This is a genomic window from Ahrensia sp. 13_GOM-1096m, assembly GCF_000620605.1.
GTDB classification, from domain to species: Bacteria; Pseudomonadota; Alphaproteobacteria; order Rhizobiales; family Rhizobiaceae; genus Ahrensia; species Ahrensia kielensis.
This window is the reverse complement of the sequence record NZ_JIAX01000006.1, coordinates 178,395-196,232: the sequence shown is the minus strand read 5'-3', so window position 1 is coordinate 196,232 and position 17,838 is coordinate 178,395. Positions and strand designations below refer to the sequence as shown.

Genomic DNA, 17,838 nt, shown 5'->3' with positions numbered 1-17,838 from the left:
GTATAATCAATTGTTTACTATGGGCAATCAACAAACACTTAAAGCCCTACATAATAATAACTAGGATTTAAAATGGCCCGAGCCTTTCTTTTTGTCATGGATTCCGTCGGTTTAGGCGGCGCAAATGATGCTGCGCAGTTTAATGATGAAGGCTCAAATACCGTCGGTCACATTCTTGAACACACAGAAGACGGTAAGGCTGACAAAACAGGTCTCCGTGAAGGGCCGCTTCAATGTCCTAATCTTGCTGACCTTGGTTTTTTCCACGCCCTTGAACTTGCCAGCAATCACCCTTTGGCCAAGACAAAACAGGCCCTTTCTCCATACGGCTTCTGGGGCGTTAGCGATGAGGTTTCAAACGGCAAGGACACGCCATCGGGGCATTGGGAAATTGCAGGGCTGCCGGTTACGTTCGACTGGGGATATTTTCCCCACAAAGCACAAACTTTTCCGCAAGTCCTTCTCGATAGCATTTATAAAGAAGCACGCATTGAAGGCTCGCTGGCCAATTGCCATTCTTCAGGCACAGAAGCTCTGACCAATTTCGGCGATGAACACATTCAATCTGGGCAGCCGATTTTTTATACGTCATCTGATTCTGTTTTTCAGATTGCTGCGCATGAAACGCATTTCGGCTTAGAAAGACTTTATGCTTTATGCGAAACCGTGCGCAAACTTGTTGACCCTTACAATATTGGACGTGTGATCGCGCGGCCTTTTCTTGGAGAGGCGCCGGACAATTTTGTACGAACGGGTAATCGCCGTGATTATTCTGTTCTGCCGCCAGAACCAACATTACTGGACAGACTAACATCAACGGGAAAACGCGTGATTGCTGTTGGTAAAATTGGCGATATCTTTGCCCACCAAGGCATTAGCGAAGTTACAAAAGCCAACGGCAATGATGCCCTTGCCGATGCGACATTAGAAGCTATGGCGCATGCGGATGACGGTGATCTGGTATTCACAAATTTTATTGACTTCGATCAGCTATATGGCCATCGCCGTGACGTTGCTGGTTATGCATCTGCACTTGAACATTTTGACAAACGATTACCTGAATTCATTGCCGCCCTTAAACATGATGACTTAATGATTATTACAGCGGACCACGGCTGTGACCCAACATGGACTGGCTCTGATCACACACGTGAGCGCATTCCTATTGTTGGCCTATTAAAAGGCTCTAACGCCAAGGGCGCGCAACTTGGCATTCGCAAAAGCTTTGCTGATATTGGCGAGACGATTGCTGCTCATCTCGGTGTACCGGCCGGCAAATATGGAACGTCCTTTATAGATAAGATAAAAACCGATGCCTGAACTTCCTGAAGTTGAAACGGTAAGGCGCGGGCTTGAGCCGGTGATGCAAGGCGCGATGCTCGAGCGTTTGGAATTGCGCCGTCCCAATCTACGGTTTCCGTTTCCCGATAATATGGCAGTTCGCCTTCAAGGCGTAAAAATAACCAGCCTGTCGCGCCGCGCCAAATATCTTATGATCCATTTCGACAACGGCTTCGTTCTCGTCTGTCATTTGGGCATGTCAGGGTCATTTCGAACACAAAACAGCGATATTGGGGAACGTCATCATGAGCATGCAAAGATTGAAGCGCATGACCATGTCATTTTCCATCTAAAGCAAAGCAATGACGAGCAAGCGCAGGTTATCTATAATGACCCGCGCCGATTTGGCTTTATGTTCATGGATAAGGCGCACCTTATTCATGAGAACCCGCATTTGAGCGGTCTTGGCTTAGAGCCAACAGGCAACCAATTGAGCGGAGAGGCCCTTGCCCCAATGTTTGCGGGAAAAGCAGCCCCTTTGAAAGCTGCGCTACTTGACCAAAAGCTTATTGCAGGGCTGGGCAATATATATGTGTGTGAAGCGCTTTGGCGTTCTGGCCTATCCCCCAAACGGAAAGCAGGCACATTGGTGCGTAAGGACGGCAAACCTACGGCGCGATGCAATGAGCTGGCGGGCCATATCCGCACTGTCATTGCCGATGCCATTCAAGCCGGTGGATCATCCTTGCGCGATCATACGCAGACCGACGGTACGCTCGGTTATTTCCAACACAGTTTTGCCGTTTATGACCAAGAAGGAATGCCTTGCAGAAAACAGGATTGTGGGGGCACCATAAATCGTATTGTCCAAAGTGGCCGCTCGACTTTTTATTGTCCTACATGTCAAAGATAAGACGACTTGGCCCTTTACTCTAATAAAGCCCACCAAAAAGGAACCCTATGGCGTATCAGAATTTAATAGTTGAAAAACGTGGCCGTGCCGGTCTCATCACGCTTGATCGCCCAAAGGCACTGAATGCACTCAACGCTGCCCTGCTTGAAGAACTAAGCTTGGCACTGAAAGACTTTGATAGCGATGCCAAAGTTGGCGCAATCGTCATTACAGGATCTGAGAAAGCATTTGCGGCAGGTGCTGACATCAAAGAGATGCAGGATTTAGATTTCGCCGGTGCCTTTATGTCAGATAGCATGGCGGGCTGGCTCGATATTCCAGCCATTCGCAAACCAATCATTGCAGCAGTATCTGGCTATGCCCTTGGCGGCGGGTGTGAACTTGCCATGATGTGCGACTTCATTATTGCCAGCCAGAGCGCTAAATTTGGCCAACCAGAAATAACACTTGGAATTTTACCGGGTATTGGCGGTACGCAGCGCCTCGCACGCTTTGTCGGCAAAGCAAAAGCAATGGATATGATTCTCACCGGACGCATGATGAGCGCAGAGGAAGCTGAAAGTTGCGGGCTGGTCTCTCGTATTGTTGCTGATGGAGAATTATTGGAAGAAGCCATTCGTGCGGCACAAAAGATTGCCGATTACTCGCTTCCTTCTGTTATGCTTGCCAAAGAGGCCGTTAATCGCGCTTATGAAACGAGCCTTGAAGAAGGGCTTCGGTTTGAGCGGCGAGCATTTCATTCAACATTTGCGTTAGAAGACCAAAAAGAAGGTATGACAGCGTTTATAGAGAAACGCTCCCCTTCATTTAAAAACCGCTAGACTAACAATTTCTATCCTGTACGACCTCAATGTGCAAAAACCGTTGACGTGCAAGAACATTGGTATTATAGCAACACCAACTTGGCGGCCTTTGGTCGCCATAATGTTTTTTTGTGCCACAATCGTTTCATTAAAGTTACGCAAGCTGGCTAAGGTTTATTCGTTCATAAGAACGACAATTTGAGGCAACTATGGCAAACACACCATCCGCTAAAAAAGCGACACGCAAAATCGCTCGCCGCACTGAAGTTAATTCAGCTCGCCGCTCACGCGTTCGTTCATTCCTACGTAAAGTTGAAGAAGCAATTTCTTCAGGCGACCAAAGCGCTGCTGCAGAAGCACTCAAAGCGGCTCAGCCTGAATTGATGCGCGCTGCTGGTAAAGGTATTTACCACAAGAACACAGCATCACGTAAAGTGTCCCGTCTCGCATCACGTGTAAAAGCAATCTCTGCTTAATACTGACTATATATATTTTTAAAAAAGCCCGGCCATTTGGTCGGGCTTTTTTGTTGCAACGCATTAATTTTGCGGCACTGCGGTCACGCTCATCGCTTGTTTTTCTGACGTCAGCAGCCGTTTTTTTCTATGTCATTGAAATGTCACGCTGAATCTTGCCGGAAATATTTTATCGTTATATTTCAACAACTTAGCCATTCACATTTTAACACTCATTAAACACGAAGTGAGTCTCTCCGCCTCTGGCTGAGTCAAGCAAATTTTTATAAATTTTTTTCTACTTCGCTCAAAATCAACCTCAAAAAAAGAAACTGTGGAATCCCAAACGTTTAGCCGCATTTGGGCTTGGTGAGTCCTATTTCAACTCAATTATCAAGCGTTTTGATTCGTTAAATTTGAGTAAACGCGACTTGATCACAGCGCGTTCTTGGCGGTATATCCTTATCCACAGAACGAGAAAACTTAACGGGGCATTCAAGATGGGGATCTTGGATGAGGCCAGCAAAACAAGGCTGGTACAAACAATAAGCACTTCTCAGTCTGGATCGATTTTCTTCGATCATTGCCATTAAATTAAGACGATACAAAACGTGAAATCCACAATTTCACGGTAGGGTTTCTGCGCCCAAAATTTGGAGAAAGAATGCCGACGGGGTTCGGCAAGAATAATAAGAAACGCCTAATAGCGGCACATAAAATTAACAAAGGAACTTCGCACAATGCATTTAAACGGCGCAAAAAAATCAGATAAAGTGGACACTATGAATATTGGAGCACTCGTCTCCAAGCATGTCCGCATTGCGCAACCGAAAGAATGCGATGCGATAGAGGAAACTGGCTTAATGACAGATGCATCAGTTGCAGGGGCAGCGACAACCGAAACTTCTAAAAAAGAGCAGACGCGGATTTTTGATCGCGTATGTCAGCTACTTAAAGCCAAGATTGGCGCAGAGGTTTACCAAAGCTGGTTTGGCCGCGCGCAACTTGAACAATCCAGCAGCAGTGTCGTTACACTATCTGTTCCAACACCGTTCCTGCGCACTTGGATCAACAGCCATTACCTTGATGACATGCTCGCTCTTTGGCAGAAAGAAGAACCAAGTGTTTTAAAACTTGATATCGTTGTGCGCAGCGCTGCGCGCGCAGATGCCAGCAAGGCTCTCGCCCAAAAAGAACAGGCCGCTAAAGCTGCATCAACAACCAGCAGACATCCGGCAATGCCAGGCTCGACGGTTAGCAAGACAGCCATTATTGGCTCAGCTCAGGAACAAGCCGCACGTGGCACGGTTCTAGGTTCACCAATTGATAGCCGCTACTCATTTGACAATTTCATTGAAGGCCCGTCGAACAATGTCTGCCTTGCAGCTGCGCGTACAGCCGTTGATAAAGGTGCCAATGCTGCCCGCTTTAACCCGCTTTTCTTCTATTCTTCTGTTGGCCTTGGCAAAACACACCTTCTTCAAGCAATCGCAAATGCTGCCAAAGCTAAAAACCCGAACCAGCGCGTTGTTTATCTAACGGCTGAATATTTCATGTGGCGTTTTGCCAGTGCGATACGCGACAGCAAAGCGTTGGTTTTCAAAGATGCACTGAATGAAATTGACCTTCTGATCATTGATGACATGCAATTTCTTCAAGGCGAGAAAATTCAATCTGAGTTCTGTCACCTCATCAACACATTGCTCGATAGTGCAAAACAAGTCGTTGTAGCTGCTGACCGTCCACCTTCTGAACTTGAATCACTTGATCCACGCGTGCGCTCGCGCCTTAAAGGTGGCGTCGCACTAGAAATCGAAGCGCCAGACTATGAGATGCGCCATGCGATGCTTCAAAAACGTTTGGATGATGCACGCAAAGATGATGCTACGCTGCACATTGCAGAAGATGTTTTGCAGCATGTTGCAAAAACAGTTTCATCAAGTTTCCGCGAGCTGGAAGGTGCATTCAATCAGCTGATTTTCCGCCAATCATTTGAACAGAACATTTCACTTGATCGTGTTGATGATATTCTTGGGCACCTAACCCGCGCCGAAGAGCGCAAGAAAATCCGTATTGAAGATATTCAGCGGGTCGTTGCTCAACACTTTAATGTGCCGCGCAATGAGATGCTCTCTAATCGCCGCACGCGTACCGTTGTGCGTCCTCGCCAGATTGCAATGTATCTGTCGAAGATCATGACACCGCGCTCTTTGCCTGAAATTGGACGCCGATTTGGCGGCCGCGATCACACCACAGTGCTTCACGCTGTGCGCAAAGTTGAGCAGATGAAAACAGCTGACACCAATCTTTCCAAAGAGTTGGAATTGTTGCGCCGCCTAATTGAAGAATAAGCTTTTTTGCTTTTTGAAAGCCGCCTGTCATGGGCGGCTTTTGCTATTTTGGGGTTTCGCCCAGTTTTTCCCCAAGCTTTGCTTTAATCGTGCGCCTGCAGCCCCGCTTGAGCTTGCAATTAGCCTATTAAAGCGCCACATTCGGCGTCCAAACGCCTGCGCGATTTCATAGCTGTGGGCGATAATTATTCAGAATAGACCAATGGACGAACGCCATGCGTGTGACACTCGAGCGAGCTAATCTTCTCAAATCACTTAATCATGTTCACCGTGTTGTAGAGCGCCGGAACACGATACCGATTCTATCTAACGTGCTTTTGAACGCTGAAGGTGCCAGCCTTGAACTTAAGGCCACCGACCTTGATCTCGAGATCACAGAGGCAACGCCAGCGCAGATTGAGCAAGCGGGTGCCACAACAGTTCCTGCGCATCTTCTTTATGACATCGTGCGCAAGCTGCCTGATGGTTCGGAAGTCATGCTATCGGTTGACCCTGAAGGCTCAACGATGACGGTTGCGTCTGGTCGTTCTCACTTCAAATTGCAGTGTTTGCCGCAATCAGATTTTCCGCAGCTGGCTGCGGGTGAGTTTAGCCACACATTCCGTCTTGATAGCGCAACGATGCGCCGCCTGATTGAGCGCACACAATTTGCGATCTCAACAGAAGAAACCCGCTATTATTTGAACGGTATATTCATTCACAGCGCTGAAAGTGACGGCAAGATCGTACTGCGCGCAGTGGCGACAGACGGGCATCGATTGGCGCGCTGTGAAACAGAAGCACCTGACGGCGCTGAAAACATGCCCGGCATTATTATTCCGCGCAAAACAGTTGGCGAATTACAAAAGCTCGTCGACAACCCTGACGTGGCAGTGATTGTCGAATTATCTGACAGCAAAATCCGCATGACAATTGGCGCTGTGGTTTTAACATCCAAGTTAATTGACGGAACATTTCCTGATTACCAGCGGGTTATTCCTCAAGGCAACGACAAGGCCATGCAGGTTGAGCGCAAAAGCTTCACAGATGCTGTTGACCGTGTTTCTACCGTATCCAGTGAACGGGGCCGCGCCGTTAAGCTAGCTTTGTCTGAAGGATTGCTAACACTTTCCGTGAACAACCCTGATTCTGGATCAGCGACAGAAGAATTGGCCGTTAGCTATGATGCTGAGCCAATGGAAATTGGCTTTAATGCTCGCTACCTCTTGGATATTGCCAATCAGCTATCTGGCAGTGATGTGAAGTTTTTGCTCGCTGATGCAGGCTCACCGACGCTGATTGAGGATACGAACGACGCGCTGGCACTTTATGTCTTAATGCCTATGCGCGTTTAGAACGCTGCGCTGGTCGCTGGAATTATAAAGGTAAATCCTAAATGGTCGGCGACCGCCCTCAAATTTGGCTATCCCAGATCAAGCTGACAACATTTCGCAATTACGAAAAGCTCAGTGTTGATCTGTCAGATCATCATGTTGTTCTAACCGGCGCGAACGGTGCTGGAAAGACAAATCTCATGGAAGCTGTTTCTCTGATGTCGCCTGGACGTGGCTTGCGCCGCGCGCCACTTTCCTCGATGCGGCATAAAACGGCACCTGACGGCTTTTCAGTCTTTGCAACTTTAAACAAAGACGATGAAGATTATGCGATTGGCACGGGCACGGCTGGGCTAGATCCATACGCAACGCCAGTTCGCCGCGTGCGCATCAACGGCACGCCGATGAAGAACGCCGATGAGCTGCTTGATCTATGCCGTGTGATATGGGTCACGCCGTCTATGGATGGGCTGTTTACGGGAGCAGCATCAGATCGGCGCCGATTCTTGGATCGCATGGTGCTGGCGATTGATCCTGCCCATGGGCGCCGTGCCAGCAACTATGAAAAAGCGATGCGTAATCGCAACCGACTGCTTGATGAAGTGCCGAACCAGCAAACGGATCAATGGCTTGATGCGGCAGAAGATCAACTTGCTTCGCTTGGCGTTGCCATGATTTCTGCGCGCTATGAACTTGTCTCTTTATTGACGGGCTTAATACAGCAATTGAGCACGAACCAACAAAGCGTTTTCCCGACGGCTCATTTAGCGCTCGAAGGCCCATTGGAGGCAATGGCAGCTGAAGGCTTAAACGGTTTTGATCTGGAAGAAACCTTTAAAAAGAAGCTTCGTGATTTGCGCTACCGCGACCGTGCAGCAAAGCGAACCCTCACCGGTCCACACCGCGCCGATTTAATTGTGCGGCACGGCGAAAAAGATATGGAAGCAGGCCTTTGCTCAACCGGCGAACAAAAGGCGCTACTTATCGGCCTTGTTCTTGCTCATGGGATGCTCACAAAAACAGTTTCAAAACTTGCCCCCATCATGCTGCTTGATGAGGTTGCTGCTCATTTAGATATTGATAGGCGCGCAGCTCTATTTGACCGTATTCATGCTATCGGCGGACAAGCATTTATGACCGGAACGGACCGCAATCTCTTTGACGCTCTTGGTAATCGCGCGCAATATTTCACCGTCGACAACGGAACCCTGAACAGAGAACAAGATGGCTAAAGATGCTAAATTGACGGGTGAAGAAATTGAGCGTTATGCACGCCATATTATATTGCCTGAAATTGGCGGAGCGGGCCAACAAAAGCTGAAAGCCGCGCGTGTTTGCATTATCGGCGCAGGCGGTCTTGGCAGTCCAGTTGCGATGTATTTGGCTGCGGCAGGTGTTGGCACGCTCGGCATCATCGATGATGATGTGGTTTCGCTTTCCAATCTCCAACGCCAAATCATTCACGCAACAGATCAGATTTCAGAGAAAAAGACGCACAGCGCAACAAAAACAATCGCGAACATCAACCCGCACGTTAAAGTTATCGCTCATAATGAGCGCTTAGATGCAGACAATGCTCAGCGCATTTTCAAAGACTATGACATCATCGTCGATGGTTCAGACAATTTTGAAACGCGCTACCTCGTTGCCGATCAAGCCGAAGCTTTAGGCCTGCCATTGGTTGCAGCGGCGCTTGGACGATTTGATGCTTCACTGACCGTTTTAACGCCTTTTGAAGGAAATAACCCGCGTTATCGGGACATATTCCCTAAAGCACCGCCTGATGGTGTTGTGCCAACATGTGCCGAGGCGGGTATTCTTGGTGTAGTAGCTGGTGTTATTGGAACCTTGCAAGCAACCGAAGTAATCAAGCTCATTACACATATCGGGACACCACTTATTGGGCAGCTTTTACTTTACGACGCCCTAGAATGCCGGTTCGAAAAAATGCGTTTTAAGCGTAAAACTTGACGCACAGCAATGTTTCGCTACATGTTACGGCCAAGGTGTCGAGGGGCGGCGCCATTTGTATATATTAAAGGGCATCGTAATGAGCTTAATGGCAATCAGTCTTATCATTCTGATTATTCTCATTCTAATTCTTCTCTACTTCTATTTTGGTAAAGATTCATCTGGAAACTCGACTGGCGGATCACAATCATCCGCAGCAGCAGCGAAACCTGCGGCTCAATCTACGACCGGCGCGATCACTTCTAAACCAGTAGAAAAAGAACAAGCAACATCAGAACCAGACGTTAAATTACCACCAGCGGAAGCTGTTGGTTTGATGGCGGGCACATCAAACACGGCTAAGAGCAAAGCGCCTGCGAAGAAGCCGGCGACAGCTAAAAAGACGACAGCTGCGAAGACAGCGTCTTCAGCCAAAACAACAAAGCCTAAGGCAGCCGCAAAAACCACCACTGCAAAAACGACAACGCCTAAAGCGAAATCGACTGCAGCGCCAAAAACAACTGGCAAAGCTGCCGCAACGAAGGCAGCTTCTCCTAAAACGGCGACTGCATCTGCTGCACCTAAAAAAGCCGCAACCACAAAGAAGCCTGCTGCTAGCAAAGCTGCTGCGACAGCAGCGGCAACAACAAGCAAGGCTACTAAGCCTGCTGCTGCAAAATCTGCGACGACGAAGTCAGCAACGACCAAATCAAGCACAGCAGCCAAAAAAGCAGCACCTAAAAAGGCTGCAGCATCTAAACCTGCGGCGGCTAAATCAACATCAGCAGGACCAGAACGCTTAAGCAAGCCTAACGGCCAAGCTGACGACTTGAAGTTGATTGCTGGTGTTGGCCCAAAACTAGAGCAAACGCTCAATGGTCTTGGCTTCTGGCATTTCAGTCAAATCGCTAAATGGAAAAAAGCCGACATCGCTATCGTTGATGATGAGCTTTCCTTCAAGGGCCGTATTGAGCGTGACGATTGGATTAAACAGGCAAAAGCCTTGGCTAAGGGCGGCGAAGCTGAATACATCAAAGTGTTCGGTAAAAAACCGCGCTAAAGCGCATAAGTTCAGAACAAAAAAGGCACCTTATGGTGCCTTTTTTATTGTCTAAATCATGGATGGAAGAACCCGGTCAGGTGGGCGGTCGCCACTTGCCATCATCCGGATATTGATAATGATCTTTTCGCCCATTTCGATGCGGCCTTCGATGGTTGCTGAACTCATATGTGGCAGCAGAACCACCCGCCCGTCTTTGGCAAGTTTACTCAGGCGCGGATTAACTTTTGGCTCACCTTCAAAAACATCAAGCCCTGCACCGGCGATCTTGTTTTCTTCAAGCAGACGGATCAGAGCATTTTCATCAATGATTTCGCCGCGCGCCGTGTTCACAACAAACGCATGGGGCTGAAGCAATTCAAGGCGGCGCTCAGACAGCAAGTGGTATGTGGCAGGCGTATAAGGGCAATTTACCGATACAATATCCATGTGTGCCAGCATTTGGTCCAAACTATCCCAATGGGTCGCATCAAGCTCTTTATGCGTACTATCATCAATCGGTTCACGGTTATGATAGTGAATTGAGAGGCCGAAAGCTTTGGCGCGGCGGGCAACTGCAACGCCAATACGCCCCATGCCGATAATGCCAAGGCGCTTGCCCCAGATACGGCGGCCAAGCATCCATGTTGGTGACCAGCCCGACCATTCGTTCTCACCAAGCAAATGCGATGCACCTTCGACAAGACGGCGCGGCGTTGCCAATATAAGCGCCATCGTCATATCGGCCGTGTCTTCGTTGAGAACGTTCGGTGTATTTGTAACGACAATGCCTTTTGCATGGGCTGCGGTTACGTCAATATTATCAACGCCATTACCAAAGTTAGCGATCAGTTTCAGTTTAGGGCCCGCGCGATCAATGAGATCAGCATTTATTCTGTCTGTTACAGTGGGCACCAAAACATCAGCCTCTTGCATGGCTTGCGCTAAGGCTTCTCTATCCATGGGCTGATCTGCGTCATTAAGTTTGACGTTAAATAACTCACCCATACGCGTTTCTACCGTCTCCGGCAGTTTGCGTGTCACGATTACAATAGGTGTTTTATTCAAGAGCGCTTCCATTATTCAGTTAATTATTTTCGCGTAGATCGCTCAACAGATGCAAACAATATCAGTTTGGTAATCATTTGTTGAGTACCCATTAACCAAAAACAGTCACAATTGGCAATGAATTAGATACGCCACATTTTTAGTCGGTGTTGAAACAGTGTTGGGGTAAAAATGGTTGAGTTCAAGTTTATAAAGTTACTAAATGTGTTGTCAGCAATTTCGTTATTGGCATCCGGTTCTTTGTTAACGGTGCCTAATGCCCATGCACAACAAACATCCTCTATTAATCGAGGGCCAAGTGGGCTTCCGCTGCCGCGTTTTGTTAGCTTAAAATCAGAGCGCGTGAACATGCGGGTCGGCCCAGGCAAAGACTATGCTGTTTCATGGATGTATCTCAAATCGGGCTTACCATTCGAAATCATTCAAGAATATGACAATTGGCGCCGTGTGCGCGATTCAGAAGGAACGATGGGCTGGATTCACGGCTCTTTACTTTCTGGCAACAGAACAGTCATCACGACGCCGTGGCGCGCAGGCGCATCAGACGAGACGATCAATGTGTATGAAAGCCCTAAATCTGGTGCAAAAGAAGTCGCTTTTGTTGAGCCAGGTGTTCTGGCTAATGTTCAAAAATGCGACGGTGCTTGGTGCGAATTAGAAATCTTAAACGATGGCAAAAAAATCCACGGCTTTACGGATCAAGCTGATCTTTGGGGTGCGTACCCAGATGAAAAATTCGAAAACTAAGGATTAAGGCTATCAAAAGCCTGTATTAGCTTGTTTTTTTCCTCAAGCGGATGACGATATCGACATTCGCAATTTCCATGCCCTCTGGAGGAATTGGAAGATTGTCAACAGTGATCACGCCATCAGGCACGTCCATCACATCATTTGAATCTTGCACAAAATAATGATGGTGATCGCTTGTATTGGTATCAAAATAGGTGCGCTGACCTTCTATCGCCAGAATACGAAGCAAACCTGCCTCTGTGAACTGATGCAGCGTGTTGTAAACGGTTGCTAATGAAACCGGAACGCCATTTTCAACCGCCTGCTTATGCAAATCTTCTGCTGCGACGTGACGATCATCTTCCAAAAACAACATTTCAGCCAAAGCCAAACGCTGGCGCGTTGGACGCAATCCTGCGGCATTTAGCATCCCGCGGACGTTTCGCTCATTGATTTTGACGTCTTTGTTCGTCTTAATCATCACTCAAACCTGTTGAAGTAGGGAAAAATTCGTATTGCCCTTACATTTTCCGGTATATTCGCATAATCAACGCCAATCAATAGATGGGATGGCATTGCGGTAACAACAATAGTAATGGCATTGATACTTTATGCACGCTATGCAGACGAAAAAGAGGGCAAATTGATGGCTGAACAAAAATCCAGCTACACTTATGAAGAAATTCTAACCTGTTCAAGCGGTGAAATGTTTGGTCCGGGCAATGCCCAGTTACCTGCACCGCCGATGTTGATGGTTAATCGGATCACTGAAATTTCCGAAACAGGTGGTGAGCACGGTAAAGGGTGTATTCGCGCCGCTTTCGACATCAATCCTGATCTTTGGTTCTTTCCTTGCCATTTTATTGGCGATCCAGTTATGCCCGGTTGTCTTGGCCTTGATGCGCTATGGCAGCTAACAGGGTTCTATCTTGGTTGGCTTGGTGAGCTTGGCAAAGGCCGTGCAATTTCCACTGGCGAAGTGAAGTTTACCGGCATGGTAACACCTGAAACGAAGTTGGTTGAGTTCGAAATTGACTTTAAACGTGTTATGCGTGGACGTCTTGTTCTTGGAATTGCTGATGGTATTGTCAAAGCTGACGGAGAAACCGTATTCACTGCAAAAGATTTGCGTGTTGCGCTTTTCCAAGATCAGGCTTCGTAATTAGCCACGAACTTTACTATATTGGTTACACAACCAGATAAAAACGGGAAGATTTTATGAAACGCGTTGTCGTTACAGGAATGGGTATCGTCTCTTCAATCGGTGATAACACCGAGGAAGTACTTGATTCATTGCTCAATGCAAAATCAGGCATCACAACTTCACCCGACATGGTCGAGCATGGCTTCCGTAGCCATGTTTATGGCGCACCAAAAGTCGATCCGTTTGAAGTTCTTGATCGCCGTCAAACACGCTTTTTGGCAAAAGGTTCTGCTTGGAACTATTTGGCAATGCAGCAGGCGATTGATGATTCTGGTTTAGAAAAATCAGATGTTTCCAACATCCGCACAGGCATTGTGATGGGGTCCGGTGGTCCGTCTACTCAGACTGTCTATCAGGCAGCTTTGTTGACTGAGAAAAACAATTCGCCAAAGCGTATTGGCCCGTTTGCTGTGCCAAAAACAATGTCATCAACAGCTTCTGCTACGCTGGCAACGCCGTTTGAAATTAAAGGTATCAATTATTCGATATCGTCGGCATGCGCGACATCAAACCACTGCATTGGTAATGCCTATGAAGTGATTCAAATGGGCAAGCAGGATATTGTGTTTGCTGGCGGCAGCGAAGATCTGGATTGGACAATGTCCAACATGTTCGACGCAATGGGCGCTATGTCTTCCAAACATAATGATACGCCTTCAACAGCTTCACGCGCTTATGATAAAACCCGCGACGGTTTTGTTATTGCTGGCGGTGCTGGTGTGCTGGTTCTTGAAGAATTAGAACATGCAAAAGCGCGCGGCGCAAAAATTTATGGCGAAATCGTTGGCTATGGCGCAACATCTGACGGCTACGACATGGTGGCCCCTTCAGGTGAAGGCGCTACACGTTGCATGAATATGGCGATATCAACCGTAAACGGAAAAATCGGCTATATTAACACCCATGGCACATCAACGCCGGTTGGCGATGAGCGCGAAATGGAAGCCATCAGAGCTGTTTTCGGCAATGACATTCCGCATATTTCTTCAACAAAATCGCTGACAGGTCACTCATTAGGCGCGACGGGCGTTCAAGAAAGCATTTACACTCTCTTGATGATGAAGAACCGTTTTGTGTGTGAAAGTGCCCATATCACAGAGCTCGATCCACTGTTTGCTGACATGCCAATAGCATTAAAGCGCATTGATAATATCGAACTTGAAGCGGCAATTACGAACTCGTTCGGCTTTGGCGGTACGAATGCAACGCTGGCTTTCCAGCTTTATAACGGTTGATAGGAATGAGTTCAAAAAACATGCAAGGTATTATGAGCGGAAAACGCGGCCTCATTATGGGTGTCGCCAATAGCAACTCTATCGCATGGGGTATTGCAAAAACCTTACATGACCATGGCGCAGAACTTGCCTTTACCTATCAAGGTGATGCGCTCGGAAAACGTGTAAAACCACTCGCTGAAAGCGTTGGTGCTTCGCTCATTTTACCATGTGATGTTTCTGACGTTGCAACAGTGAAATCTGCATTCGACACATTGAAAGACGAGTGGGGAACGCTTGATTTTGTTGTTCATGCTATCGGCTTTTCGGACAAGAACGAATTAAAAGGCCGCTATGTGGATGCAACCACGCGCGAAAACTTCGTCCAAACAATGGTAATTTCTGCCTATTCATTCACAGAAGTTGCCCAGTTTGCTGCGCCTTTGATGACGAATGGCGGTTCTTTGCTGACACTTACCTATGGTGGCTCAACACGTGTGATGCCAAATTACAATGTTATGGGCGTTGCAAAAGCGGCGCTTGAAGCCAGCGTGCGTTATTTGGCCAATGATCTTGGTCCTGACGGCATTCGCGTTAATGCGATTTCCGCTGGCCCAATGCGCACATTAGCAGGCGCAGGCATTGGTGATGCACGCGCTATGTTTGCGCATCAACAGCGTAATGCTCCCCTCCAGCGAACCGTTACGCAAGAAGAGGTCGGTGGATCTGGCCTTTATTTGCTTTCCGATCTTTCTGGCGGTGTTACTGGCGAAATACATTTCGTTGATTCTGGCTACAACATCACATCCATGCCGCGCCCAGAGCAATTAAAAAGCGTTGACGATAAATAAACCATAACGCTGGAATTCCTGCGATCGATTGAATCCAACGCGGAATATAAATACCTTGTTAGGAGCTCATAAGTACCCTTATTCATCTAGGTAAGGTCATATGAGCAAAAATCTATTCTTTCGCGCATGCACGGTATTTTCGAGTGGCTTTGGCGCTGCATCGTTAGCGCTGTGGTCTACACGCATGTCATTTTCAGGCATTGACCCACAGATAGCTTTTGCGAGCACCGGCTCCATTATCGCTGGCCTAGCCGCACTTGCTGGCGCTGGCTGTGCGCACGCCTATTTTGCAGGCGGCGATGAAAAAACGCTCCACTTTGAAAAAGCTCTGCGTACAGATGTCGTAACAGGCCTGCTTTCACGCACTGGTTTAGAATTAGCGCTAAAAGAACTCGTCGATAAATCCGACAAATCCAAGTCTCTGGATCATTATTATGTCATCAGCATGGATTTTGATGAGCTAAAGCTCATCAACAATGTCTATGGAACCGAGACTGGCAATGCTGTTTTAAAAATACTTGCAAACCGACTTTCTTCACTTGTAGGGGACGCAGGGCCTTTGGCGCGCACAAATGGCAGTGAGTATGTTGTGGCGTTAAAAGTCGGCCATGATAAGCTTGAACTTCAAGCGGCTGTTGAAGCGCTATTGAGCGCTCTATCAAAGCCGGTACGCATTGGCACTATCTCGTACCCTGTTTATGCCAATGGCGGCATTGCTGAGCTCAACACAGGTAGTGGAACGTCATTTGAAAAAGTTCTGCGCCATGCCAATCTTGCGCGTACAAATGCCAAACAATCTGGGCGCGGATCATACACAATTTATCATCCAGAGATGAGCCATCAGGCCTCGTACAATCAATGGCTTGAAAGTGAACTTTCATACGCTTTGCAACGCGAAGAATTCCGTCTTGTCTATCAACCACAATACGATCTCAACAGCGGTGCTTTGAAGGGGTATGAAGCGCTATTACGCTGGACGCATCACGAAAAGGGCGCGATTTCCCCTGCGGACTTTATCTCTGTTGCTGAGAATTGCGGTTTAATCCAAGAAATAGGCACATGGGTGCTTCGCCGCGCTTGCCTTGATGCTGTTCAGCTTCAACCAGACTTGAGAATGGCCGTCAACGTTTCTACGGTTCAGTTGGAACACCCGAAATTCATTGAAACTTTGAACGCGATTTTAGCTGAAACTGGTCTACCTGCATCGCGCCTTGAGCTGGAAATAACCGAAAATATTTTGATCAAAGACCATATGCGCATGCGTCGTCTGTTCAAAAAGCTCAACCAAATGGAAGTCGCAATCGCGATTGATGATTTTGGTACGGGCTATTCCAACCTTACCAATTTGTCTGAACTCTGCTTTGATAAAATTAAAATCGACAAGTCATTCATTGACCGCCTTGATCAAAGCAAGGAGCGAAATCTGATGATTGCAACGATTGTCAATCTCGGCCACTCGCTTGGTGCGCGCGTTATCGCAGAAGGCATCGAGAATGAAGCACAGGCAATCCTCTTGAAAGCTGCTGGGTGTAACCTTGTTCAAGGATATCACTTCGGCAAACCACTCCCATTTGAGGAAGTGCTTGCTCTTGAAGAGCGTACCTTTGATACTCAGCAGGCAGCGTAATTATCTCATTGCTTTGAGCAGTTTAAAACCATCTCTACGGTCCAACTGCGTTACTTTGGTAAAGTGTTGCTGCAGAGCTTTCTCATAAGGCAGCGCCACATTGGCGACCATAAGCAATGCGCCTTTTGGCTTTAAAGATTTAGCGGCTGTCTCAATGAATTGTATCCCCAGCTGCGGCTCTGTTTTACGAGCCGTGTGAAAGGGCGGATTCATGATGATCCAATCAAACTTTTTGCCAACAGGCTCTCTGGCAAGATCATGCCAATAATAACTAATTTGCCCCTGATCATAACTGCTTAGATTTTCTTTTGCAGCTTCTAATGATGCCCAGTGTGCTTCATAAAGATGCACGGTCCGAGGATTAAAACGGCTAAGAAGCTCCGCACTAAGATAGCCCCAGCCTGCACCAAAATCTGCGATATCGCCGCGTATGCTATCATCAAGATGCTCAGCAAGGAGCGCTGAACCTTTGTCAATTTTTCCAGCGCTGAACATACCGCCCGATGTTTTAAAACCCTCAGGTGAGGCTTTATTTGAGTTCAAATTGGTCGCGATTTCAGCGCTATTGCGCAGCCAAAACACCGTCGCGTGGTACTTGGCAAGAGAGCCATCTACGCCCACAAAATTTGACATGCGCTTGCGCAAAGGCACACCGCCGCTGGTTTTATCACCAGCAATCAATATCGGCGCGCCACTTGCAACCATTGTCGATGCGCGCGCGATCATCGCTTCATTTTCTGCACGGTGCTTACCGATAAGGATGAGTGCACCAGAGAAAAGAGTACTGCTTTCAACGCTCGGATGGACATCCATGCCGCGCATTTGCAAATCCATATAAGGGCCGCGCATTGATTGCTCGCACACGAGTGCCGCGCGTAAATCGTCTGAAAACCCACCCTCAATGGACTTGGCTCCAAGATAGAGCCATTTACCATCACCAAGTGGCACTTCACCATTTTCAATGGGCATAAAGAGTGTATCAGCGCTGCCGGCCATATCTATTCCTATAATTAAAAAACGCGGCCCTGACTGAATCAGGG

Annotated in this window: 17 protein-coding genes; 14 read left to right on the top strand and 3 right to left on the bottom strand. The window is 47.7% G+C overall.

The genetic code is table 11. The features are described 5' to 3' along the window. The first annotated feature begins 72 nt into the window (after positions 1 to 72). The 9 genes from N530_RS0101300 (at position 73) to N530_RS19290 (ending at position 10,126) form a co-directional block, all read left to right on the top strand. A complete protein-coding gene (locus tag N530_RS0101300; RefSeq protein ID WP_026479211.1) occupies positions 73 to 1,320 on the top strand; it encodes a phosphopentomutase in 1,248 nt (415 codons plus the stop codon). After that, the gene (gene mutM / locus N530_RS0101295) at positions 1,313 to 2,194 is read left to right on the top strand and encodes a bifunctional DNA-formamidopyrimidine glycosylase/DNA-(apurinic or apyrimidinic site) lyase (protein WP_026479210.1); all 882 of its coding nucleotides are present in this window, start codon (positions 1,313 to 1,315) and stop codon (positions 2,192 to 2,194) included. The genes N530_RS0101300 and mutM overlap by 8 nt, the downstream gene beginning before the upstream one ends. A gap of 47 nt (positions 2,195 to 2,241) precedes the next feature. Next, complete coding sequence (locus N530_RS0101290) at positions 2,242 to 3,015, top strand: enoyl-CoA hydratase (RefSeq protein ID WP_026479209.1); 774 nt, start codon at positions 2,242 to 2,244, stop codon at positions 3,013 to 3,015. Positions 3,016 to 3,206: 191 nt separating this feature from the next. Next, entirely contained in the window at positions 3,207 to 3,473 is a 267-nt protein-coding gene (gene rpsT / locus N530_RS0101285) for a 30S ribosomal protein S20 (protein ID WP_018688871.1), read from the top strand. Between the two features lie 719 nt (positions 3,474 to 4,192). Continuing rightward, complete coding sequence (dnaA, locus tag N530_RS0101280; protein WP_081773859.1) at positions 4,193 to 5,803, top strand: chromosomal replication initiator protein DnaA; 1,611 nt, start codon at positions 4,193 to 4,195, stop codon at positions 5,801 to 5,803. A 215-nt stretch (positions 5,804 to 6,018) separates the two neighbouring features. Beyond that, positions 6,019 to 7,137, top strand: a complete 1,119-nt coding sequence (gene dnaN, locus N530_RS0101275; RefSeq protein ID WP_026479208.1) for a DNA polymerase III subunit beta — start codon at positions 6,019 to 6,021, stop codon at positions 7,135 to 7,137. Positions 7,138 to 7,178: 41 nt separating this feature from the next. Next, on the top strand, positions 7,179 to 8,348 hold the full coding sequence (gene recF / locus N530_RS0101270; RefSeq protein WP_026479207.1) for a DNA replication/repair protein RecF: 1,170 nt from the start codon (positions 7,179 to 7,181) through the stop codon (positions 8,346 to 8,348). After that, positions 8,341 to 9,087: a molybdopterin-synthase adenylyltransferase MoeB gene (moeB, locus tag N530_RS0101265; protein WP_026479206.1), complete on the top strand. Its 747-nt coding sequence runs from the start codon at positions 8,341 to 8,343 to the stop codon at positions 9,085 to 9,087. Before recF ends, moeB begins: the two co-directional genes overlap by 8 nt. A gap of 79 nt (positions 9,088 to 9,166) precedes the next feature. Next, positions 9,167 to 10,126, top strand: coding sequence for a hypothetical protein (locus N530_RS19290; protein WP_202898996.1), 960 nt, complete (start codon positions 9,167 to 9,169; stop codon positions 10,124 to 10,126). A 51-nt stretch (positions 10,127 to 10,177) separates the two neighbouring features. Here N530_RS19290 and N530_RS0101255 read toward each other — a convergent pair whose 3' ends face one another. Beyond that, on the bottom strand, positions 10,178 to 11,185 hold the full coding sequence (locus tag N530_RS0101255) for a D-glycerate dehydrogenase (protein WP_026479205.1): 1,008 nt from the start codon (positions 11,183 to 11,185) through the stop codon (positions 10,178 to 10,180). A 159-nt stretch (positions 11,186 to 11,344) separates the two neighbouring features. Here N530_RS0101255 and N530_RS0101250 point away from each other — a divergent pair, with 159 nt between their 5' ends. Further along, positions 11,345 to 11,920, top strand: a complete 576-nt coding sequence (locus tag N530_RS0101250) for an SH3 domain-containing protein (protein ID WP_026479204.1) — start codon at positions 11,345 to 11,347, stop codon at positions 11,918 to 11,920. 25 nt (positions 11,921 to 11,945) lie between these two features. On the opposite strand, the gene irrA is transcribed toward N530_RS0101250, so the two are convergent. Beyond that, the gene (irrA, locus tag N530_RS0101245) at positions 11,946 to 12,383 is read right to left on the bottom strand and encodes an iron response transcriptional regulator IrrA (RefSeq protein ID WP_018688879.1); all 438 of its coding nucleotides are present in this window, start codon (positions 12,381 to 12,383) and stop codon (positions 11,946 to 11,948) included. Positions 12,384 to 12,548: 165 nt separating this feature from the next. Here irrA and fabA point away from each other — a divergent pair, with 165 nt between their 5' ends. The 4 genes from fabA to N530_RS17200 all read left to right on the top strand — a co-directional run bounded on the left by fabA (position 12,549) and on the right by N530_RS17200 (position 16,798). Continuing rightward, a complete protein-coding gene (gene fabA / locus N530_RS0101240) occupies positions 12,549 to 13,064 on the top strand; it encodes a 3-hydroxyacyl-[acyl-carrier-protein] dehydratase FabA (RefSeq protein WP_026317327.1) in 516 nt (171 codons plus the stop codon). 56 nt (positions 13,065 to 13,120) lie between these two features. Then, on the top strand, positions 13,121 to 14,341 hold the full coding sequence (gene fabB, locus N530_RS0101235; protein ID WP_026479203.1) for a beta-ketoacyl-ACP synthase I: 1,221 nt from the start codon (positions 13,121 to 13,123) through the stop codon (positions 14,339 to 14,341). Positions 14,342 to 14,361: 20 nt separating this feature from the next. Beyond that, positions 14,362 to 15,171 carry an enoyl-ACP reductase FabI gene (fabI, locus tag N530_RS0101230; protein ID WP_026479202.1) on the top strand — a complete coding sequence of 270 codons (810 nt, stop codon included), beginning with the start codon at positions 14,362 to 14,364 and terminating at the stop codon, positions 15,169 to 15,171. A 100-nt stretch (positions 15,172 to 15,271) separates the two neighbouring features. Then, positions 15,272 to 16,798, top strand: a complete 1,527-nt coding sequence (locus N530_RS17200) for a bifunctional diguanylate cyclase/phosphodiesterase (protein ID WP_051540685.1) — start codon at positions 15,272 to 15,274, stop codon at positions 16,796 to 16,798. On the opposite strand, the gene N530_RS0101220 is transcribed toward N530_RS17200, so the two are convergent. Further along, on the bottom strand, positions 16,799 to 17,794 hold the full coding sequence (locus N530_RS0101220; protein ID WP_026479201.1) for a class I SAM-dependent methyltransferase: 996 nt from the start codon (positions 17,792 to 17,794) through the stop codon (positions 16,799 to 16,801). Positions 17,795 to 17,838: the final 44 nt, after the last annotated feature.